This window comes from Methylocystis sp. SC2, from assembly GCF_000304315.1.
Classification (GTDB): Bacteria; Pseudomonadota; Alphaproteobacteria; order Rhizobiales; family Beijerinckiaceae; genus Methylocystis.
This window is the reverse complement of sequence record NC_018485.1, coordinates 594,166-615,378: the sequence shown is the minus strand read 5'-3', so window position 1 is coordinate 615,378 and position 21,213 is coordinate 594,166. Positions and strand designations below refer to the sequence as shown.

Annotated in this window: 20 protein-coding genes and 1 other RNA gene; 10 read left to right on the top strand and 11 right to left on the bottom strand. The window is 63.6% G+C overall.

The window, feature by feature from the left end; translation table 11 throughout:
- Nucleotides 1-148: 148 nt before the first annotated feature.
- On the top strand, nucleotides 149-1,279 hold the full coding sequence (locus BN69_RS02920) for a glycosyltransferase family 4 protein (protein WP_051013223.1): 1,131 nt from the start codon (nucleotides 149-151) through the stop codon (nucleotides 1,277-1,279).
- Between the two features lie 244 nt (nucleotides 1,280-1,523).
- Here the strand turns inward: BN69_RS02920 and BN69_RS02915 are convergent, their stop codons facing one another.
- From BN69_RS02915 to BN69_RS02905, 3 genes are all read right to left on the bottom strand, one after another.
- Entirely contained in the window at nucleotides 1,524-2,873 is a 1,350-nt protein-coding gene (locus tag BN69_RS02915; protein WP_014890051.1) for a glycosyltransferase family 4 protein, read from the bottom strand.
- A 27-nt stretch (nucleotides 2,874-2,900) separates the two neighbouring features.
- On the bottom strand, nucleotides 2,901-4,484 hold the full coding sequence (locus tag BN69_RS02910; protein WP_014890050.1) for an OpgD/OpgG family glucan biosynthesis protein: 1,584 nt from the start codon (nucleotides 4,482-4,484) through the stop codon (nucleotides 2,901-2,903).
- A gap of 99 nt (nucleotides 4,485-4,583) precedes the next feature.
- Nucleotides 4,584-4,817, bottom strand: coding sequence for a hypothetical protein (locus tag BN69_RS02905; RefSeq protein ID WP_014890049.1), 234 nt, complete (start codon nucleotides 4,815-4,817; stop codon nucleotides 4,584-4,586).
- Nucleotides 4,818-5,088: 271 nt separating this feature from the next.
- Here BN69_RS02905 and BN69_RS02900 point away from each other — a divergent pair, with 271 nt between their 5' ends.
- The 4 genes from BN69_RS02900 to BN69_RS02885 all read left to right on the top strand — a co-directional run bounded on the left by BN69_RS02900 (nucleotide 5,089) and on the right by BN69_RS02885 (nucleotide 10,294).
- A complete protein-coding gene (locus BN69_RS02900; protein WP_041926771.1) occupies nucleotides 5,089-6,552 on the top strand; it encodes an amino acid permease in 1,464 nt (487 codons plus the stop codon).
- Nucleotides 6,553-6,698: 146 nt separating this feature from the next.
- A complete protein-coding gene (locus BN69_RS02895) occupies nucleotides 6,699-8,141 on the top strand; it encodes a cryptochrome/photolyase family protein (protein ID WP_014890046.1) in 1,443 nt (480 codons plus the stop codon).
- Between the two features lie 86 nt (nucleotides 8,142-8,227).
- Complete coding sequence (cobT, locus tag BN69_RS02890) at nucleotides 8,228-9,250, top strand: nicotinate-nucleotide--dimethylbenzimidazole phosphoribosyltransferase (protein ID WP_014890045.1); 1,023 nt, start codon at nucleotides 8,228-8,230, stop codon at nucleotides 9,248-9,250.
- An 87-nt stretch (nucleotides 9,251-9,337) separates the two neighbouring features.
- Nucleotides 9,338-10,294, top strand: a complete 957-nt coding sequence (locus BN69_RS02885; protein ID WP_014890044.1) for a LysM peptidoglycan-binding domain-containing protein — start codon at nucleotides 9,338-9,340, stop codon at nucleotides 10,292-10,294.
- A 90-nt stretch (nucleotides 10,295-10,384) separates the two neighbouring features.
- Here the strand turns inward: BN69_RS02885 and BN69_RS02880 are convergent, their stop codons facing one another.
- The 5 genes from BN69_RS02880 to mnmA all read right to left on the bottom strand — a co-directional run bounded on the left by BN69_RS02880 (nucleotide 10,385) and on the right by mnmA (nucleotide 13,737).
- Nucleotides 10,385-10,765, bottom strand: a complete 381-nt coding sequence (locus BN69_RS02880; RefSeq protein ID WP_014890043.1) for a hypothetical protein — start codon at nucleotides 10,763-10,765, stop codon at nucleotides 10,385-10,387.
- Between the two features lie 183 nt (nucleotides 10,766-10,948).
- A complete protein-coding gene (locus BN69_RS02875; RefSeq protein ID WP_014890042.1) occupies nucleotides 10,949-11,551 on the bottom strand; it encodes a 5-formyltetrahydrofolate cyclo-ligase in 603 nt (200 codons plus the stop codon).
- 26 nt (nucleotides 11,552-11,577) lie between these two features.
- Nucleotides 11,578-11,732, bottom strand: a non-coding RNA gene (gene ssrS / locus BN69_RS18660) — 6S RNA.
- A 53-nt stretch (nucleotides 11,733-11,785) separates the two neighbouring features.
- The gene (locus BN69_RS02870) at nucleotides 11,786-12,508 is read right to left on the bottom strand and encodes a class I SAM-dependent methyltransferase (protein ID WP_014890041.1); all 723 of its coding nucleotides are present in this window, start codon (nucleotides 12,506-12,508) and stop codon (nucleotides 11,786-11,788) included.
- Nucleotides 12,505-13,737 (bottom strand): tRNA 2-thiouridine(34) synthase MnmA, encoded by a 1,233-nt coding sequence (gene mnmA, locus BN69_RS02865; RefSeq protein ID WP_014890040.1) that lies wholly within the window; start codon nucleotides 13,735-13,737, stop codon nucleotides 12,505-12,507. The genes BN69_RS02870 and mnmA overlap by 4 nt, the downstream gene beginning before the upstream one ends.
- A 247-nt stretch (nucleotides 13,738-13,984) precedes the next feature.
- On the opposite strand from mnmA, the gene BN69_RS02860 reads away from it, so the two are divergent.
- Nucleotides 13,985-14,917, top strand: coding sequence for a ribose-phosphate pyrophosphokinase (locus BN69_RS02860; protein WP_041927112.1), 933 nt, complete (start codon nucleotides 13,985-13,987; stop codon nucleotides 14,915-14,917).
- 123 nt (nucleotides 14,918-15,040) lie between these two features.
- On the opposite strand, the gene BN69_RS02855 is transcribed toward BN69_RS02860, so the two are convergent.
- A complete protein-coding gene (locus BN69_RS02855; protein ID WP_014890038.1) occupies nucleotides 15,041-15,553 on the bottom strand; it encodes a DUF1697 domain-containing protein in 513 nt (170 codons plus the stop codon).
- 165 nt (nucleotides 15,554-15,718) lie between these two features.
- Here BN69_RS02855 and BN69_RS02850 point away from each other — a divergent pair, with 165 nt between their 5' ends.
- Nucleotides 15,719-17,227: an acetate--CoA ligase gene (locus tag BN69_RS02850; RefSeq protein WP_014890037.1), complete on the top strand. Its 1,509-nt coding sequence runs from the start codon at nucleotides 15,719-15,721 to the stop codon at nucleotides 17,225-17,227.
- Nucleotides 17,228-17,324: 97 nt separating this feature from the next.
- On the opposite strand, the gene BN69_RS02845 is transcribed toward BN69_RS02850, so the two are convergent.
- Complete coding sequence (locus BN69_RS02845; RefSeq protein WP_014890036.1) at nucleotides 17,325-17,801, bottom strand: integration host factor subunit alpha; 477 nt, start codon at nucleotides 17,799-17,801, stop codon at nucleotides 17,325-17,327.
- Between the two features lie 556 nt (nucleotides 17,802-18,357).
- On the opposite strand from BN69_RS02845, the gene BN69_RS02840 reads away from it, so the two are divergent.
- A complete protein-coding gene (locus BN69_RS02840; protein WP_014890035.1) occupies nucleotides 18,358-18,753 on the top strand; it encodes a hypothetical protein in 396 nt (131 codons plus the stop codon).
- Between the two features lie 122 nt (nucleotides 18,754-18,875).
- On the opposite strand, the gene BN69_RS02835 is transcribed toward BN69_RS02840, so the two are convergent.
- Entirely contained in the window at nucleotides 18,876-19,262 is a 387-nt protein-coding gene (locus BN69_RS02835) for an AprI/Inh family metalloprotease inhibitor (RefSeq protein WP_014890034.1), read from the bottom strand.
- A 174-nt stretch (nucleotides 19,263-19,436) separates the two neighbouring features.
- Between BN69_RS02835 and hemN the strand changes: the two genes are divergently transcribed.
- Together hemN and BN69_RS02825 are read left to right on the top strand one after the other, a co-directional pair.
- Nucleotides 19,437-20,783 carry an oxygen-independent coproporphyrinogen III oxidase gene (hemN, locus tag BN69_RS02830; RefSeq protein ID WP_014890033.1) on the top strand — a complete coding sequence of 449 codons (1,347 nt, stop codon included), beginning with the start codon at nucleotides 19,437-19,439 and terminating at the stop codon, nucleotides 20,781-20,783.
- Nucleotides 20,784-20,807: 24 nt separating this feature from the next.
- Complete coding sequence (locus BN69_RS02825; RefSeq protein ID WP_014890032.1) at nucleotides 20,808-21,197, top strand: hypothetical protein; 390 nt, start codon at nucleotides 20,808-20,810, stop codon at nucleotides 21,195-21,197.
- The last annotated feature ends 16 nt before the right edge of the window (nucleotides 21,198-21,213 follow it).

Here is a 21,213-nt window from a genome sequence, read left to right as displayed (position 1 = left end):
TGAACGAGATCGCCAATGCGTCGACGCGCGCTTCAAGGCGATTTACGATCGGCTGCGTGAACTATATTGGACGATATCCAGGCTTTTGCGGCGGGGCTGGAAATTCATTGGAGGGGGTGCGGAGCGACAAAAGGCGCCGCCGTCATGGATGTTGGTCGATCAGAACATAGTCAGCAACGCGGACTGCGGACGCTTGCTGATCGACGTAACGCCGACCTACCGCAGCGACGTCGGCACTGGCATTCAACGCGTCGTTCGGGAAGTCGCGAAAGCGGTGATCGCGTCGGGCCAAGGCTTTCCCGTAACGATTATCGACGGCCGCCTCTGTTTCCATACCGTGGACGCCAGCGAGCCTGTCGCGATCGATATTCGAAACGGGGATATCTTTCTTCTGCTCGACGCCGGCTGGATTTACGTCTCGGAATATCGACCGATCGTTGACCTGGTCTGGGCCAATGGCGGTCGAAACGTCGTCTGTCTCTACGATCTTTTTCCCATTCTTTACGCGGCGGGCTTTTCTGCGTGGCTGCGGAGCGGCTTCAGCAGATGGTTCGAGGAGATCGTGCTGGCGTGCGATTCCGTCGCAGCAATTTCAAGCAGCGTCGCGAAGGAATTTGAGCAGTATTGCGAGGAACGCGCTCTCGCGCGAAAGCAGGGACAGAGGGTCGGCGTATGGAAGCTCGGAGCGGATTTTACGGATGAGGAAAAAACAGATCCCACGGCGCGCGTTCGAATGATCTGTGACGGTTCTCGTATTTTTTTCCTAAGCGTCGGAACGCTCGCGCCAAATAAAGGTCAGGCTCTCGCGCTGACGGCGTTTGAGCGCCTGTGGGCGCGGGGAATCGACGTGGCGTTTGTGATCGTCGGCCGACGTGGATGGAACACGGCGGCGCTCGAGCGGCGCTTGCGCGAGCATGTCGAGCACGGCCGCCGGTTGTTTTGGTTCAGCGATGCGAGCGACGCGGAACTGGGTTGCCTGTATCAGAAGGCTCACGCCGTCATCTGCGCGTCCTATGCTGAAGGTTTTGGCTTGCCGCTGGTGGAGGCGGCGCGCGCCGGCGCGCCCGTCATTGCAAGCGACATTGAAATTTTCCGTGAAGTGGGAGGCGAGTCGATCGCCTATTTCGATATGCTCGACGCCGACTCATTGGGGACGCGGATTGTCGAGTCGCTTGCATCAGGAAGACGCGGAAGACCGCTGCCGGTGCTCTCATGGAAACAATCGTCGCAGGCGCTACTCGGATTGATACGGCATGATCTCCATTCGGCCGCTTCCTAGAGCGCTTCCCGATCACATGGAATCATGTGATCGATAAGGAAACGCTCAAATAAACGTTGGAGCGGGTTCTCATCGAAAAGTCTGTCAGCTTTTTCGCAACCTGCTCCAGAATCGGAACGCCCGTGAATATGCGCAGGCCGGGGCGACTCTTGATGACCGCTTAGCGATGCTTCATGGCGCCGCTGAATATCGGCTATCGACGAGCAAGGAGCGCGCTTGCCGAATCCGAATGAAGCGGACGAACCTATTTCAACTGATAAGATTGTGTTCGCACCATATCGAGAAGCTGCTGCGTCGACTGTTTCCAACCGGGAACTTCGATTTTTTGGGACTGCCTCTCCTTCGTCAGGGCCTCCAGCAATTTGCGCGCGAGGTCTGAGCTATCTAAAGCGCTGAAATAGGAGATGTTTTTGCCGCCCACTTCTCGAAAAATGGGAATGTCGGACGCAATCACCGGCAGCCCGTCATTGGCGGCCTCGATAATGGGAAGACCGAATCCTTCTGCGATCGAAGCAAAGACCAGCGCATGCGCGGAACTGTACAAGCAGTGCAATTCTGCGTCATTTGCATTCTGCAACCAGTGCAAACGCTTTCCATGCTCCTCGTGTTCAAGAATTCTTCGTTGCAAAACATCGCTCATCCAGCCGTAACGGCCAACGATGACGAAATGAGCGTCGATCCCTTGTCTCCACAACTCCTCCATCGCGTCGAGCGAAATATGGTACCCTTTGCGCGGCTCGAGCGTTCCGACGCTTAAGAAAAACGGAGATGATGTTCGCGCGATGGCGGCGACGTCAGCGCCTACGGGCAATGTTTTACAGTAGCGGAAATTGCCTCCAAGCTGGAACCAGCCGACCGGCATTCGCACGGGCTGCGGCAGGCCCGTCAAGTGCGCCTTCAGTTCATGCGCTACGGATTCGGAGATGCACACCGCTGCGTCGGACTCGCAAACGATTGCCCTGAACCAACCTTCATAATGCTGCAGCTGCTCGGGACTGAACGACCAAGGTATCGTTTTCGGCAGCAGATCGTAGATGCAGACGACATTATGGCCGCCTAGGCTTCTGACGGCTTTCATAGCCGCGGAATAGCTCTCCAAATCCGCCGCGGGCGCATCCAAAAGCAGCAAAATGTCGCCGGGCCTCAATTCAATGGAATCCGAGGAGACCGCATTTCTGAAATATGGAAAAAACCTGTCCTCAATGCGAAGAATCGGGAGAGCCGCGCCCATTTCAGCGCCTGCGAAGGCAATTTCCTTCACGACCCGCTGAATTCCGGTTTCCTTACCCGACAGATGGGTAGACGTCACATCGATCAACATCCTCCCATGTTCTGGCGTCTGAATGCAGGAGCTCTGTGGGATGGACGGGCGTTGGCGAAGGATCTGGTCGACGCGGTTCGTCGTTTGCCGTCGGCCGTCATGCAAAAAACCTAACCCGATAACTCTGGTTATCGACCAATAGAGCTCGAGCATACGCTTGAAAAAAAAATCTCTGAGCCAATTCTTCTTCGGCGACTTGTCTTTCTTCAGATAAAAATACTCTCTGTATAAGACATCTAAAAAGTAGCGGCTAACAGCGCTATTTTTGTCCATAATTGTCTCCGAAGAAAATAACTCACGTTACAGCGGATGATATTGATACAGCCAATTTTCCGAAAGCACGTCATCGCCGTTCTTGAGGAACAGGCGCATCTCCACAGGTTCAGAACCTTCGACGGTGAGGTCGAATTGCGCCCGCCAATGGCCCGGCACATTGTCGAAAACCGCTTCGGTGAACACGTAGGAGAATGTTCCGCGCGACGCCCATAACACGGGTTCGGGCTTTACCCCAAAGGGGAGCTTGGCGAGGGGCTCGCCCAGAAACTCCACCATGAACTTGCGCACGCCCTTGGGCCGCGGCCTGCCGGGCTGGCCGCCATTGCCGAGCCTCGTCGCGACGCAGCGCGCGAGCTTGGTCGGATAGGGCTCGTCCGCGAGCCAATGCAGCCGATAGGAATATTCGAAGGAGGCGCCGGGAACGGCGGGCTTCTCGGGAACCCAGACGACGACGACATTGTCGTGGATTTCGTCGTCCGTGGGAATTTCGATGAGTTGAATCGCGCCCTTGCCCCATTCGCCTTTGGGTTCGATCCACACGCTCGGACGGCGATCGTAGAAGACGTTGTCGAGATAATGATCGTAATTGCGGTCGCGCTGCATCAGGCCGAAGCCCTTGGGATTGGTGTCGCCGAAGGCCGACGCCATGACCCGGTTCGGATTGTTCAGCGGCCGCCACAAACGCTCGCCGGCGCCGGTCCACATGCTCAGCCCGTCGGAATCATGCACTTCCGGCCGCCAATCGATGGCCGTCGGCTTCATCGTCTCCGAGAACCAGAACATCGAGGTGAGCGGCGCGACGCCAAAGCGCGTGAAGGCGCCGCGCAGATGCAGCGCGCAGTCGATGTCCATGACCACGCCCTTGCCGCGCGTCATCAGGAAGCGATAGGCGCCGACGATCGACGGCCCTTCAAGCAGCGCATGCAGGACGACGCCGTCGGCGGTCTCAGGGCCGATGTAGATTTCAGTGAAATCGGGGAATTCCTCGTTCGATCCCGCCTGCCAGGTGTCGAGCGCGACGCCGCGCGCCGACATGCCATACTGGCGCAATTCGCCGATCGCGCGGAAATATGACGCGCCAAGAAACGCCACCCAGTCGTTTTTCTTCCAGTCGAGCGCGCCGTCCTTCGCCTCCTGAATGCGAAATCCCGCGAAGCCGGCGCCGGGCGGCAGTTGGCGCGCGATAGAATCCGCCGGCATATTGAAGTAGCTCGTATCGTAAAGAACCTCGCGCGCCTCGCCGTTTTCAACGACATTCATGCGCACGGCCTTCTTGAAGAACATCCCAAGGTGGAAGAATTCTATGGGGAAGCGTTCCTTGGTGTCGGCGAAAAGCGCATGATCGGTGTTGTAGGTGATCTGCCCCCACTTCTCATAGTCGATCTGCGAGGTGATCTCGGGGGCAGGGATATTCGGCTTGCGGTAGGGCTGTTTGATGAGGCGCTGCGCGATCTGCTTGAGCGTCTCGAAGGAGAATGGCCGCGGTTCGCCGAGCCGAAGATTGGAGACGCTCGTCGCCGCCGCGCCGCGGGGCGCGCTTACGGCGCCAAAGGTGCTCGTCGCCGCCGCCGCCTTGATAAACGAGCGACGATCCTGCTTCTCGACCATCTCGGCGTCCTTGTTGCGAAGTTTGGCGGATGCGCGCCTGGGTCTGCCGCCGCCGCGAGCCTGTCGGGGGACGCGAGACATTAAGGCGCAGGACCTTAATTAGCCGCGAATCGGCTCATTGCGGATGGCGGTCCGCATGAAGAAATAGAGTCCGATCAACCCCGCGAGGGAGAAGATAATTTCGAGCGAGCGGCTGATGAGGGGATCGAGCTGAAAAAGGCCGCCCAACGCCCAGCCGGCGGCCCAGGATGCGCCGACAAGCTCGGTGCCGACCAAGATCGCCACGGCGACGAGCGTCGACAGGCGCAGATAATTGATGGGCTTCTGGCTCATAACGTCATTCTCGAGCTCAACCCCTTAACCGGCGGCCAACGCCGCGCTCACGTCGTGCTATAGCAAACACAGCCGCAAGGCAAGCCGGACAGGTCCCGCCGCGGCGCGCCGACGAGCGCGAAGTCCTGGATCTGGAACGCGAATCGACGCGCGCTGGATTCTGGCGCCGCTTCCGGCAGCCTTTCCGCTTGTATGTTTTGCGATCGCGATGATAATCGGCCCGCCGAAGGCGCGGCGCGCTCGCCACGTCGCGAATTCGAAGGGGTGACGCTTGTTCCAAGCCGCCAGCAAGAGCTATCTGAGCCGCAAGTCTGTCAACAGGATCATTGCCGATCACGCCACCGCCGAAGGAGACGGCCTCAAGCGCGCGCTTGGCTGGGCGTCTTTGATGTCGCTCGGCGTCGGCGGAATCATTGGCGCCGGCATTTTCGTGCTGACCGGCACGGCGGCGGCGAACTACGCCGGGCCCGGCGTCATGATCTCCTTCATACTGTCGGGGCTCGCCTGCGCCTTCGTCGCGCTCTGCTACGCCGAGCTGGCGTCGCTCATTCCCGTCTCCGGGAGCACCTATACTTATACGTATGTGACGCTCGGCGAGATTTTCGCCTGGATCATCGGCTGGAATCTCGTGCTCGAATACGCAGCCGGCGCAGCGACGGTCGCCGTCGGCTGGGCCGGCTATTTCAATCGCGTCATGCAAGGGCTCGGCATCCATGTGCCGCCCGAACTGACGACGGCCTTTTTTGCCGATCCGACCGCGCATGGGGCGCCGCCCGGCGCCGTGCATGGGCTGTTCAATGTTCCCGCCGCCGGAATCATCCTGCTGCTCACCGCGCTGCTCGTGCGCGGCACGTCCGAATCGACGCTGTTCAACAACGTCATCGTCGCCATCAAGGTCACCGTCGTGCTGATGGTGATCGTGGTTGGCGCTGCGCATATTGATCACGCCAATTGGTCGCCGCTCATCCCCGAAAACACCGGCGAGTTCGGCGCTTACGGCTGGAGCGGCGTCGTGCGCGGCGCTTCGGTGGTGTTCTTCGCCTATATCGGCTTCGACTCCGTTTCGACCGCGGCGCAGGAGGCGCATAATCCGCAGCGGGACGTGCCGATCGGCATCGTCGGCTCGCTCATCATCTGCACGATACTCTACGTGGCCGTGGCGGCGGTGGCGACGGGCGTCGTCAACTACAAGGAGCTGGGCGTTCCGGACCCGATGGCGCTGGTCATGGATCGCACCGGCGTCTCGTGGCTCGCCTGGGCGGTGAAGCTCGGCGCGCTGGCCGGACTGACGACCGCGATTCTGGTGCTGCTCTATGGGCAGACGCGCATCTTTTTCGCCATGGCGCATGACGGTCTGCTGCCCCCGATCTTTGCGAGGCTTCACCCGGCATGGCGCACGCCCGCCGTAAGCCAGATTCTCGTCGGCGTGGTCGTGGCGCTCGCGGCGGGTCTGTTGCCGCTGGATATTCTCGGCGAAATGGTGAGCATCGGGACGCTGGCGGCTTTCGCGCTCGTCTGCTTGTCGTTGCTGCGCCTGCGTCGAATGCACCCGGAACTCCGCCGCCCGTTCCGCGCGCCGGGGATCCCCTGGTTGCCGGTCGCCGGCATTTTGTCCTGTTTCGCCTTGATGGCCGCGCTTCCGCTCGACACTTGGCTGCGGCTGCTGATCTGGACCGTCATCGGCGTCGCCATCTACCTTTTTTATGGCGTCAAGCACGCCAAACGCCTCCATTAGGCGGTTGGCGCAACCGTATTGACGTCGTGAAAGCGCGGACGGGGGAACCCTTGGCCGCCGGCGAGGTTACGACTTAGTCCCGATCCTTCGCCGCAGCGAAGCGATCGGGCGTGACCTTTCGGAACGTCAATCGGGGTTCTCACGATATGAATGCGCCGGCGATCGTCTGGTTTCGCAATGATTTGCGCATCTCTGACAATCCGGCGCTATTGGCGGCTGCGCGAACGGGCGCGCCGCTCGTCGCTCTTTACATCCTGGACGATGAAAGTCCTGGAGAATGGCGCACCGGCGCGGCGGCGCGTTGGTGGCTGCACCACTCTCTCAGGGCGCTGTCGCAGAGCCTCGCCGCCAGGGGCGTGTCGCTGATCCTGCGCCGCGGACGCGCTCCCTACGTCTTCGAGCAGATCATCGCCGAAACCGGCGCCGGCGCCGTCTTCTGGAACAAGCTTTACGAGCCCTGGGCGATCCGGCGAGATGCGGAACTCGAGGCGCAGCTGCGCGATGACGCGGTCGAAACTCATTGCTTCCACGAGTCGGTGCTCTTTGAGCCGGAAAAGCTTCGCACCAAACAGGGCGAGAACTTCCGGATATTCACGCCCTTTTGGCGGGCCTGCCTCGCCGCGCCGCCGCCTGAGCGGCCCCATCCGGCGCCCGAATTCCTGCACGCCGCGCCGCTTCCGCCCGACAGCGACGATCTCGACGCCTGGCGGCTGCTGCCTCAGAACCCTGATTGGGCGATCGGGATGCGCAAGGTCTGGCTCGTCGGCGAGACGGCCGCGCGCGCCGAGCTTGCAGACTTCGCGCGCCACCATGTCGGCGACTACAAGGTCGAACGCGACTTCATGGGCCGAGTCGGCGTCTCCAGGCTTTCCCCGCATCTGCACTTTGGCGAATTGTCGCCGCGCGAAGTCTGGCACGCGATCAGCGAACCTCAAAGCATCGGCGGCGAGGCCTATCTGAGGGAACTTGGCTGGCGGGAGTTCTGCCATCACCTGCTGATCTCCAACTGGGACCTGCCGGAGCGCCCTTTGGACAGGACTTTCGAACGCTTTCCCTATCGCGACGACGAGACGTCGCTCGACGCTTGGCGGAACGGTCAGACCGGCTATCCGCTCGTCGACGCGGCGATGCGCGAGTTGTGGATCACGGGCTGGATGCACAATCGCGCGCGGCTGGTTTCGGCGAGCTTCCTGATCAAGCATTTGCTGATCGACTGGCGGAAGGGGGAGCGCTGGTTCTGGGACACGCTGGTCGACGCCGATCTCGCCAACAACAGCGCCAATTGGCAGTGGGTGGCGGGCTGCGGGGCGGACGCCGCGCCTTACTTCCGCATCTTCAACCCCGCGCTTCAGGGCGAAAAATTCGATCCGGACGGCGCCTATGTGCGCCGTTACGTGCCGGAGCTCGCGTCGCTCGACGTCCGCTACATCCATCGGCCGTGGGCCGCGCCGGAGGACGTCTTGCGCGCGGCGGGCGTAAAGTTAGGCGTCACCTATCCCCATCCGATCGTCGATCACGCCGAAGCCCGCGAGCGCGCGCTCGCCGCTTTCGAGTCGATGCGGAGCGAGGCGTCGTTGCGGCCTGCATAGCGGCTTTGCGAGCGTCGGCTTCGCTTCGCTGCGCCGGAATGACTCAGCCGCTCGCCAATGTCGCCGCGACCCGGTAAAGCCGGCGCATGTCTCACGCCATTCATCCCTTCGAAGAAATCCGTATCCTGTTGGCGGCTCTGCCCGGCCCCGATCTGCAAGCCGCGGCCGCGGTCCGCGCGCGCGACGGCCGGCTCACCAAGCCGCCGGGCGCGCTCGGCCGACTGGAAGAGATCGTCGAATGGCTCGCCGCCTGGCAGGGCAGGGCGGCGCCGGCGATCGAGCGCCCGCTCGTCGCGGTTTTCGCCGCCAATCACGGCGTCGTGGCGCAGGGCGTTTCGGCGTTTCCGGCGAGCGTCACGCAGCAGATGGTGGCGAATTTTCTTGCTGGCGGCGCGGCGATCAATCAGATCTGCAAGTCCTATGGCGTCGGCCTGAAGGTCTATGAGCTGGCGCTCGAACGGCCGACCGCCGACTTTACTGTGGCGCCGGCCATGGACGAGCGGGAAGCGGCGGCGACCTTCGCCTATGGGATGGAGGCGATCCAGGGCGATATCGATCTCCTCGCCCCTGGCGAGATGGGCATCGGCAATACGACGAGCGCGGCGGCGATCTATGCCGCGCTTTACGGCGGGCCGGCGTCGCGCTGGACAGGACGCGGCACGGGCCTCGACGACGCCGGGCTTTTGCGCAAGAACGCCGCGATCGACGCCGCGCTGACGTTGCATGCCCCGCATCTTGCCGATCCTCTGGAAATCCTGCGCCGGCTCGGCGGGCGGGAAATCGCGGCGATGATGGGCGCCATCGCCGCCGCCCGTCTCAACCGCATTCCCGTGGTGCTTGACGGCTATGTCGCCTGCGCCGCCGCCGCGCTGCTCCACGCGATCGCGCCCGAGTCGATCGCGCATTGCATCGCGGGCCACGTCTCGGCGGAGGGGGCGCATCGCGACGTTCTGACGCGGCTTGGCAAGCGCCCGCTGCTCGATCTCGATATGCGGCTTGGCGAAGGCTCGGGCGCCGCGCTCGCCATCGGCCTGATCAAAGCCGCGCTCGCCTGTCACAGGGACATGGCGACTTTCGAGAGCGCGGGCGTTTCGGAAAAATCGGAATGATTCGTGGATGGCCAGCGCCGGCTCTCAAGAAACTGTCACATCCGCAGCGCATTGAAGTCAAAACCGACCCCTGAGGAGCGCGGTTGCATGAACTCCTATCCTACATCAGCCTACGCGGCCGTGATCTTGATGGCGGCGCTCGCGGCGGCGCTGCCATTTCATCTCAGTCGGATCCTGGGCCCGCAGCGGCTGCTTCATGCGGCCTATGCCGCCGCCGCCCTGGGGCTGTTTTATCTGCTGGGCGCGACCGCCTTCGGCTGGACGTTCGACTGGCAGGGCGCGCTGCTGTGGGTCTATCTGGCGCTTTTTCTACTCGTGGCGGGCGTCGCGGCGCGTCGGCGCATGATGTTCGGCGCGATCGGGCTGCCCTGGCTTTCGGCGCTGATCCAGCTCGGCGTCGTCGCCTACATGTTTGCGCCGGATTCGTTTCGAAAGCCGCCGATGACGGCGGCGCTGTTCCTTTATTTCATATTAGAGGCGCTCGTCTGGCTGCGCGGCCGCGAGGCGCAGGAGCCGGTAGAGACCCGGGGAGCGAGCGATCGCGCGCTGCCGCCGCTGTTCCCGCCCGTGCGCCGTCGCGGATTCGCAGAAGCTTCGCTGGCGGCCGCGGCGCTCGCCATCGCCTTTCTGCTCGTCGCGGGCCCGCAAGCGGCGCATATCGCTTCGGAGTCAGATTCGGCGCAGCAGCAGGAGCCGCAGACCGACGAAACTGCGGCGCGCGACGTGACGACGAACAGCGAGCAGGCCGCTTCAGAGGCCGCTCCATCCGCGACCGACGAAGCGCCGACGACAGAGAACCGGGAAAGCGCAGCGGCGGAACCCGCGCAACCCTCGGGCCATACGCCTGTCCAGTCCCCGCCGACCGCGGCGAAGGACCCAGGAATCTACACGGCGCGCGCAGGCGATACGTTCAAATCCATCGCCAAGCGTCTCTATGGCGCAACGAGCAAATGGCGCGCGATCGCCGAACTCAATCCCGACCTGAAGTCGAAAAGGCTGCGCGCCGGTCAACTCGTCAACCTACCGGCGGCGCCGGCGCGGTGAGGCGGGATAATGAGGCGAATTCTCGGCGGCTCCTGTCGAACCGCCGAGAGGTCTTCTGAAGATGCGCTTGCCGATCGGCTCACCGCCAAATCAGCACGTGCAGAGCGCTTCTGAGGCCTGATCGTTCCAGCGGTCGCCGACGTAACGGTAGCTGCGGTTGGAGCGAAATCTCGCGCCGCCCTGATTGACGTGCTGCCACAACGTGAGCGTGCATCCGTTCTTCACGCGGAAAGACGAGACGTGATCGTTCCAAGACGGATTGTAAATCGTGCTCTCGCAGCCGCCGCCGTGGCCGTTCGTGGTGCATCCGAGGCTTTCGCCGCGCACCATCTTCATCCGCTCAAAATTGTGGAGCGTGTAGCCGGAGCCGCCATAGTCTCGATGCTGGAAAATCCGGCAGGTCGCTTGCGCGCTGGCCGGAAAAAACAAGAGGGCCGCCGTGAGGGCGGCCGCCGTATAGCAAGCCTTCATCTCAAACTCTCCGAAAAAGAAATTTAAATAGTCCGCATCTCCCGGTTAACGTGCCGCGATCTGATTGGTTCCGCGTCCTGGATCACGCCGCATTTGCGCGGAAACGCCCAAATGCGGATAAGGTAAGCGACTTCCAAAGTTTAGAGCGCGCTCTACCCCGGTTCCCGTTTTTTGCAGCGGGCGCTAGGCGACCGCGGTTGCAAACCGCAGCGTCTCCTGCTCGGTCATGACAGCGTCGAGCCGCTGGTCATGCGGTTCGATCGGCACATGGTCGGCCTCCTGGCAGGAATAGGCGACGCCGACGGCGACGACCGGCTTTTTGGCGCGAAGCGCAGAGAGCGTCGCGTCATAGATGCCGCCGCCATAGCCCAGCCGAAAACCGCGCCGATCGAAGGCGGCGAGCGGCGAAAACACGATGTCGGGGTCATATGCCGGCTTATCGTCCGAAGGCTCCGACAGGCCGAACGGCCCTTTGACGAGGTCGTCGCCAGGCGCGAAGGCGCGAAAGACCAAGGGGTGACGCACCTTGTGCATCACCGGCAAGGTCACGCGATAGCCTTCGCCGGCGAGCGCATCGATGAGCGGACGCGTGTTCAACTCGCTGCGGATCGGCCAATAGACGGAAACGACAGGCGGCGCGCTCATTTTCGCATCGCGCGCAAAGTCGGCGACCAGCGCGACGCCCTGGCGCGCGACGGACGCGGCCGCCTCATGCGCTTCGTGCGGCGCGATGAGATCGCGGCGCGCCAGCGAACGGCGCCGCAGCTCGGCTTTCAAATCGCTCATGCGAGAGCAATAACAGGGAAGGAGAGTGCGGGCCACAAGAGCCGTGGGACATCGATCCCGGGAACCTACAACGTAGGTGGGCGCCATATGACCAAGCCCACGGGCGAGGCCAGGGACAGCTCCCATAAGGATCGATAAGGCCCCGGGGAATAATAGTCCTGCACGCACCCCGCAGCGCCGCTTGATGAATGTAGCGCTACGCGGGGCGCGGCGCCAGTGGCGTTGAGAGTTTCGCTAAGCGAGCGCTAACTCCTTCGGCGCGGACTTTCCCCGATCTTTTCTATCCAGGTGGAGGCGCGCGATCCGCGTCAGCGTAAACAGCCCGAAGGGCGCGAGCGGGCGCCGCTCGACGAGCCTCATCTGCGGGTTCCGATCGATCCAGTCGCCGATGATCGACCAGGGAAATTGCGGACGCCAGCCGAGCTTGGGCGCCATATGGCGATCGAGCCACGCCTCGAACAGCGCGATGGCGTCGTCTTTGCCGCTCACATGATTGACGAGCACGATCTCGCCGCCCGGCCGCAGCACGCGCGCGAGTTCGTCGAGCATGGCCTGCGGCTCGGGCACGACCGTCAGGACGTAAGGCGCCACGACGCAGCCGAAACTCGCGTCGGCGAAGGCCATTCGCGTCGCGTCCATTTTCACGAGGCCGGCGACATGGGAGAGACGCTCGCGGCGCACGCGCTGCGCGGCGCGGCGCAGCATCGGCTCCGACAGATCGACGCCGACGACCTGCGTATCGGCCGCAAACATGGGTAGTTCGAGTCCCGTGCCGACGCCGACGTCGAGGACCGGTCCAGGCGTGTTGGAGGCGGCCGCGGCGGCGGCGCGACGGCCTGGCTTCAACAAAATGTCGAACGTCAGATCATATATCGGCGCCCAGCGCGCATAGGCCGCCTCGACATTGCCGTTGTCCAGCGTTTCGACTTCGCGCAAAAAATTCCTGGCTTCGCTCATCGAGGCGCCCTTCGCACTTCTTCGGCGCGCAGCGGCGGCGCCTTTGATGCCATCATCATCGCTGCGGGCTCGATCGCGGCGATAAATCCACCTCCGAGCACGCGCGCTTCGTTTTCGTCGGCGTCGTAGAAGACGCACGCCTGCCCCGGCGAGACGCCGAATTCGCTTGCCGCGAAGACCACCAGCGCGCCGCCGTCCGTGTCCGCGATCACCCGCGCCGGAACCGGCGGCCGCGTCGAGCGCACGCGCGCCATAATGTCGATGCCCTCGGGGGGCAGGGAAGAGAGCGCTCCCGCGCCGATCCAGTTGACGTCGCGCAGCCGGACCGCGCGGGTCTCCAGCGCCTCGCGCGGGCCAACCACGACCTGCGCCTTCGCGGCGTCGAGGCGCAGGACGTAAAGCGGCTCCGCGTCGCGGCCGGCGACTTTTGCGCCCAGCCCCAGGCCGCGGCGCTGCCCGATGGTGTAGTGGATGACTCCGGCGTGGCGCCCCAGCACCCGACCGTCGAGATGCACGATCTCGCCCGGCACGACGGAGGCTGGCGCAAGCTTTTCGACGATGTCGGTGTAGCGCCCGGTCGGCACGAAGCAGATGTCCTGGCTGTCCGGCTTGTCGGCTACCTCGAGTCCGAAGCGGCGGGCCATGTCTCGAACTTCGGCCTTCGTATAGTCGCCGAGCGGAAAGCGCAGCATCCGCAACTGCTCCCGCGTCGTCGCGAACAGGAAATAGCTCTGATCGCGCGAGGCGTCCTTGGCGCGATAGAGCGCGCGGCCGCCGGCTCCGTCGTCGCGGGCGGAAATATAATGGCCGGTCGCGAGCGCATGCGCGCCGAGGTCCTTTGCCGTCTCCATAAGATCGGCGAATTTGATGAACTGGTTGCAGGCGATGCAGGGCACGGGCGTCTCGCCGCTGGCGTAGCTCGCGGCGAATTCGTCAATCACCTTCTCGCGAAACTTGCTCTCATAATCGAGAACGAAGTGCGGAACGCCGAGTCGCGCCGCAACATTTCGCGCATCGTGAATGTCGCGCCCGGCGCAGCAGGCGCCCTTGCGGTGCGTGGCTTCGCCGTGATTATAAAGCTGCATCGTGACGCCCACGACGTCGTAGCCCTGCTCCTGCAGCAGCGCGGCGACGACGCTCGAGTCGACGCCGCCCGACATGGCGACGACGACGCGCGTCTCGCGCGGCGAGGAAGGCTGCGACGCATGATCCGATACGCTATTCGTCATTTACGGAAGCGACGCCTGTCTGGCACGGAAGTGGGCGAGATGGGTGGAGGCGCGAAAATCAAGCGCCCGGCCGCCGCGCATCGGTGAGGCCGCTGTCACCATTTAGAGCATTACCCGTCCAAGAGGCAATCCTTGCGATATTTTTCGACGGAGAAAGGCGCCATCCTGGCGTCATATTGTTCGCAGCCGCCATCGCTGCTATGACGCCGCGGCGTTTAAGGCGCGGGGATGGATCTAAATGGCGGCGATGAAACTCCTGGCGGGCAACTCAAACAGGCCGCTCGCGGAGGCGATCGCCGCCCATCTCGGCGTTCCGCTCTGTCGCGCCCAGGTGCGCCGCTTCGCCGACCAGGAAATCTGGGTCGAAATCCTGGAGAATGTGCGTGGGCAGGACACGTTCGTGATCCAGTCCACTTCTGCGCCCGCCAACGACCATCTGATGGAGCTCCTGATCATGATCGACGCGCTGCGCCGCGCCTCGGCGCGTCGCATCACGGCGGTCATTCCCTATTTCGGCTACGCCCGCCAGGACCGCAAACAGGGACCGCGGACGCCGATCTCGGCCAAGCTTGTCAGCAATCTGATCACGCGGGCGGGCGCGGACCGCGTTCTGACTGTGGATCTGCACGCCGGCCAGGTTCAGGGCTTCTTCGACATCCCAACGGATAATCTCTTCGCCGCGCCGGTCATCGTCGCGGACATCAAGTCGCACCTTGAGCTTAAGAATGTCATGGTCGTGTCGCCGGACGTCGGCGGCGTGGTGCGGGCGCGGGCGCTGGCGAAGCGCATCGACGCGCCGCTGGCCATCGTCGACAAGCGCCGCGAGCGCGCCGGCGACTCCGAGGTCATGAACATCATCGGCGACGTCAGCGGCCACAATTGCATCCTGATCGACGACATCGTCGATTCGGGCGGGACGCTGTGCAACGCCGCCGAAGCCCTGCTCGCGGCGGGCGCCGGCTCCGTCTACGCCTTCATCACCCACGGCGTGCTGTCGGGCGCGGCGGCCGAGCGCATCGCCAATTCGAAGCTGAAGCAGCTTGTCGTCACCGACACGATCCGCGCGACGGCCGCGGTCGAAGCCGCCCCCAACATTCGCGTCATTCCGATCGGCCATCTGATCGGCGAGGCGATCGCCCGCACGGCGCGGGAGGAAAGCGTCTCGAGCCTGTTCGATTAGACATTGCGCTGAACTAAGTCAGATTCACGAGGGTTTCGGACGAAAACTTATGGCTCAGCGCGCGAGGCGCGTGCAGGCAGCAAATAGGACTGCCCTTCACCTCGCGTCCGCATCGGCGCACTCTCAAATTTCGCGCATCATATCGACGAGTGTTGCGATCGTGCGCATATTGCGCGCCGTCCCATGCATCGCAGCCGGAATTTTGAGTTTCGAGCGGCCCATCCCTGCGCCATAGTGAACATAAATCTCGCGTGATCCCAAACGCATTTCCTCGTCTGCTTTGCCTTTGGCGCGATCTAACGCGTCGGGCGGCGGCGGATCATCGAGAAAAATGGCCACGGTGAAATTAACCGGTTTCTCGGGGAAGGGATTTCGATCGAGAACCGCCTGCATTTCATCGGCGGTGCGCACAAAAACCGCGACCGGTTTTCCGGCATAGGCGAGCAGTCTCGCCTCCAGCTCCGACTTTACCCTTCTTGAAGAGGCTTTGCTTTCAAAGACGACGTTTCCGCTCGCGATATATGTTTGGACATGATCGAAACCAGCGTCGACGCACATCGCCTTGAGTTCGGTCATGGCGACTTTGCCGTTTCCTCCAACATTTACGGCGCGTAACAGCGCGACATAGCGGGTCATGCCACAGCCGTGCACCTCGACCTGGCGCGCGTCAATCTCAAATCGATATGATGTCGCCGCTCCCTAATGGCGCGGCCATCCGACTCGCCAGGCGTCGAATGACGGCGCTCTTGCCCAAGCTGGCGTCGAATGCCAGAACGCCATGTGACTGCGAAGATTTCTCTCATGCTCGACCCCGTTCCGCCGCGCTTCAATCTCGCGCGCTATTGCCTCGCCGAAAACGCGCGGCTGCGGCCCGACGCCACGGCGCTCACCGTCGTCGGCGACTCGGGCGCGCAGCGCTGGACCCATGCTGAACTCGATCTGAAAGTGCGGCGTCTCGCCGCCGGATTGCAGTCGCTCGGCCTTCCGGCCGGCGCGCGCGTGATGATCCGCATGGGCAACGAAGCAAATGCGGCGCTCGCCTATTTCGCGTCAATCGCCGCCGGCTATGTGGCGTTGCTCGCGTCCTCTCAGCTCACTTTTGAGGAAGCCGAGTTTATGGCGCGCGACTGCGGCGCGTCCGCGCTGGCCTTGGGCGCATCGTTCGAGAACGAGGCGCATAGCGGAGACTTCCACGTCTTGCGCGGCGCCGATCTGGCGCGGCTCGCCGAGAGCGCGCCCATCCCGGACTACGTCGACACCGCCGCCGACGACCCCGCCTATCTCGTTTACACCTCCGGCACGACCAGCCGGCCGAAAGGCGTGTTGCATGCGCATCGCGCCGCTTGGGGCCGAAGGCCGATGCGGGAGCATTGGACCGGGCTTGGCCCCGGCGACGTGATGTTGCACGCCGGCGCGATCAACTGGACCTATACGCTTGGCGTCGGCGTCGTCGATCCGCTGTCGGCGGGAGCGAGCGCGGTGCTTTACAACGGGCATCCAGATCCTGCCGCGTGGCCGCGTCTCATCGAAACCTATCGCGCGACGATCTTCGCCGCAGTGCCCGGCGTCTTTCGGCAGATCCTCAAATATGGCGCGCCGGAAGCGGCCAATCTATCGAGCCTGCGCCACGCGCTCTCGGCGGGCGCGGCGCTGCCCTCGAGCCTGCTCGCCGATTGGCGCGGCCGTACGGGGAAAGACATCTTCGAAGCCTTCGGCATGAGTGAAATTTCGACCTTCGTCTCCAGCGGGCCGACGGCGCCGGTGCGTCCGGACTCGCCCGGCAGGCCGCAGCCGGGCAGGGCGGTGGCGGCGCTGGCGCAAGAGAGCGGCGAGACTCCGCTTCGGCCGGGCGAAACCGGCCTCCTCGCCGTGCGCCGGGACGATCCGGGAATGATGCTCGGCTATTGGAACCGTGAAGAAGAGGAGCGCGAGGCGTTTCGCGGCGAGTGGTTCGTCTCCGGCGATCTCGTCGAATTCGACGCCGACGGCTACATGTGGCGCCACGGCCGCGTCGATGAGCTCATGAACGCGGGAGGCTACCGGGTCTCGCCCGCGGAAGTCGAGAAAAGGCTGCTCGAGATCAACGGCGTCGTCGAAGCGGCGGCGGCGGAGCGGCCGGGGCGCGACGCAGCGGCGACGATCATCAAGGCCTATGTGGTGATGCGCGACGGCGCGGCGCGAGACGAGACGGCCATCCTCGAATACTGCCGCGCGCATCTTGCCGCCTACAAATGTCCGCGCGCTGTCATGTTCCTCGATGCGCTGCCGCGCAACGCCAATGGCAAGCTCAACCGCGCGGCCTTGCCGTAAAGCCGTAAAGAGAGAGGGCCCGAAGGTTCGCCGGGGCGAGCGGCGAACGATCGGGCCCCACGTCCGCTCACAGGGAGGAGCGCGGACTACCGGATGTTCATGGGGCGAAGATTCTCACGACTTCGGCGCCGCCGTTCTGCGGCGCGAGGCGGCCGCGGGCGCGCTTCTTGACCTTCGTCACGGGAACTTTGCCATTAATAGCCGCCTTCATATTGGGAGACGCCTTGAACGTTATGACTCGCCGCGCTTCGATCGGCACCGGCGCGCCGGTGCGCGGATTGCGGCCCGCGCGCTCGCGTTTCGTGCGCACGATGAACGAGCCGAAATCGTGAAGCTTCAGCGACTCGCCGGACGCCAGTGTCGCCGCCATTTCCTCGATCACTAGGTCGGTCAGGCGCTTGGCTTCGCGCCGGGACATGCCTTCAAGCCGGCGATGGATCGCCAGGGCGATGTCCTCGCGCGTGAGCGTGCCGCGCCCGCCGTCTTCATGCGATGTCGATTCATGTTCGACTTCGTCGCCATTGGCGCGCGCGACGAAGGGCTTCAGCATCTCTTTTGGATTCGCGATCGACATCAGCGCTCTAATCCCCAGTTTTGGGCCGGAAGCGGGGTTTGCCTTCCCGCTTGGCCGAGGGCTTGCGCTCAACTTGCGTCGGAACCTGATTGCTCAGAAGTGCGGCAATTCGCATTGCCGATTGACTCGCTTCTCAATGCGCATCTCAGGCATCGACAAGAAGCCGCCGCACGTTCCAATTTGACGCAACTCGGCGCAATATCTTCGTTATTCTGCAGATTGCGTGCTAACGCGCGGCGCGTGAGCCGCGCCTTCGCGGGACGCTGCATGCCCAGCGATTCCGGGGACGCCTGGATGGCGACGCCGGCGCCGAGACGTAAAAAAGCGTCCAATCTTGAAACAGCGCAGGCAAGAAATGATGGTCATGAACCAAAATGAAACAGCTGGACGCCATAACCTCAGACGTTGGTCGAGGTCAGCGGCCCCACTGCAAAGCTGACTGCCGGATGAACGACGCGGCCATGTCCGGTTCAGCTAATGTGCGTCAGATTATGCGTATTGGGCACGCGAGCCGTTCTCCCCGACGCCTGCTCTGCCCCAGTGATCGGAGCCAAGCATGTCGCGCCAGCCTTTCGTCCTCGCAGTCATCCTGGCGCTCGCGGCTTCCCCCGTCGTCGCGCAGGATCTGAGCGACGACTCCGCTGAAGGCCGCGCTCCCTACCAGAGCGAAGACTTTGGCCACGGCCGCTACGAAAGCGAAAGCTTTGGTCATGACCGCCACCAAAGCGAAGGCTTTGGTTATGGCCGTTACCAAAGCGAAAGCTTTGGCCATGGCTACGATCCCTATGATGACGGTCGCGAAGCCTGGTTTGCGCCGGAGCCTTATCGCGGATCCTGGTCAGATCACGCCGACGCCTATTACGGCTATGGAGAATGCCATTTCCTCCAGGAGCCGGTTCTTGGGCAGTGGGGCGAGATCGTCGACTATCGCCGGGTACGAGTTTGCGATTAGCCGACGACCGCGCCACACGACCCGTCGCCGGCACCCCGCCCCTCTCGCGCGGCGACGGCGGAGAGCCTCCCGGAGAAATCCGGGAGGCTTCTTTCGCAGAAGTCTCTCATGGATGAGGGTTGCTAGAGGGGGCGAAGGCCGAGCGCCTTGCCTTCCTTGTCGTCGCGCCGCCAAACGCCGTCGGCGCCCTTGTCAAAATGCGCCTTATGGCCCTTGCGGGCGGTGAGCACGAGACGCCCCCGGTCGAGCCCCCAGCCGACCGGATCAAAAATCACCACGCCATTGTCCCGGCAGGCCGGCGCAAGCTGCGCCTTCAGGCCGGCGCGGCCGCGCGTGCGCGCGTCGAGCGTCAGCATGCAGCCCGTATCCTTGTCTCCCTCGCGAAGAATCGAGTAGCGGCCAGAGGCGTCCGTCGAACCGGCGGCATAGGCGAGCGGCGCCGAGGCGCTCGCGGCGGCGACAAGGCAGAATCTCAGCCAATGCGGTCGTCGCTCAAAAAATATCGCCATTTGCGCTATGCTCCCACACTCGTGAAATCGCCTCACTTTGCCTTTTTCGCGGCCTGCGTCCAGCCGATTCGCGCGCGTCCGCGTCAAAGTGCGGCAGGACGCCGCTTTTGCGCGCCAGGCCGAGGCGCGCTATCAATTTTAGCGGCGCCGCGCGGCGGCGAGGGAGTCAGTAGGATGGACCCAGCGTCCCTGGCCTTGGCCGAAAGATCCGCGCCGCGCTACACGAGCTATCCCACGGCGCCTCATTTCTCCAAGTCGATCGGCGACGACGACGCGCGTGCGTGGCTCGCGAACCTCGCTCCTTCCTCGTCGCTCTCGCTCTATTTCCACGTTCCGTTTTGCACCGAAATCTGCGCCTATTGCGGCTGCCACACGAAGGCGGTGCGCCAGGACGCCCCGCTTGAAGCCTATGCGCGCACGCTCAAGCGCGAAATCGTGCTGACCGCGGCGGCGATGCGCGCGCGGCGCGTCGCCAGCATCCATTGGGGCGGGGGCACCCCGGGCATCCTCGGTCCTACGCGTTTCAGCGCGATCGTTGCAGTTCTGCGCGATCATTTCGATCTTTCCGCCGAAACGGAGCACGCGATCGAACTCGATCCGCGCATTCTTGACGCCGATCTCGTCGAGGCGCTCGCCGGCGCCGGTGTCACGCGGGCCTCGCTCGGCGTGCAGGACCTGAACGCGCATGTGCAGGAGGCGTCCGGCCGCATACAGCCCTATGAGACGGTGGCGCGCGCCGTGGAATTGCTGCGCGGCGCCGGGATCACGGCCATCAATCTCGATCTGATGTACGGACTGCCGAAGCAGAGCGTCGAAGACGCCCAGCGCACCGCCTCGCGCGCGGCGTCGCTCGCGCCGCAGAGGCTCGCGGTCTTCGGCTATGCGCATGTGCCCTGGTTCAAGTCGCACCAGAAGCTGATCGACGCCGCGGCGCTGCCGGGCGCCGGCGAGCGTCTGGCGCAGGCGGCGGCGGTGCGGGCGACTCTTGAAGGCGCGGGATTCGAGGCGATCGGACTCGATCATTTCGCGCGTCCCGAGGACCCGCTGGCGATCGCCGCGCGCGAGAAGCGCATGCGCCGCAATTTTCAAGGCTACACGATTGACGCCGCCGACGCGCTGCTGCCGTTTGGCGTCTCGTCCATCGGGCGCCTTCCGGAGGGCTATGTCGGAAACGCCACCGATCTTGCGGGATGGCGCCGCGCGATCGAGTCAGGACGTTTTGCGACGACGCGCGGCCTCGCCTTCACGCGCGAGGATATCGCCCGCGCGGATCTGATCGAGCGTCTCATGTGCGATTTCGACGTGGACTACGGCGCGGTGGCTGTGCGCCATGGCTATGCGGAAGACGCCTTCGACGCGGCGCAGGCGTCGCTCGACGCTCTCGCGGATGATGGCGTCATCGACCTACGGGACCGACGACTCGCCGTCACCGAACGCGGAAGGCCCTTCGTTCGGCTTGTCGCAGCGGCCTTTGACGCCTACCTGCAGTCAACGCCAGCGCGCCATTCTTCGGTGGTGTGAAGGCGATTCGGCAAGGAGGCGCTCATGACGCCGCTTACGCTTTTTCTCGCAAAGCTGATTGGCGCTTACGCTCTGATCATGTCCGCCTGGATGCTGGTGCGCAGGGACGTGGCGCTGCAGATGATCGAGAGCGTTTCGCGCGAGCCCGTCGCCATCGCCTTTGTCGGCATGATGCGCCTCGCGATCGGTCTCGCCCTTGTGATCGGCCACGACATTTGGAGCGACATGGTCGCGGCGCTCGTCTCGCTTGTCGGCTGGATCACGCTGATCAGCGGTTTCCTGACGCTCTTTCTGCCGCCGCAGACGGTGCGCGACATTTTCGCCCGAATGGCATATGAAAAGCGCTATCCCGTGTTTGCGCTCCTGTCCTTCGCGCTCGGCGGCGCGCTGCTGATCGCAGGCTTCAGCTCCTGACAAGCGTAAAAATGGC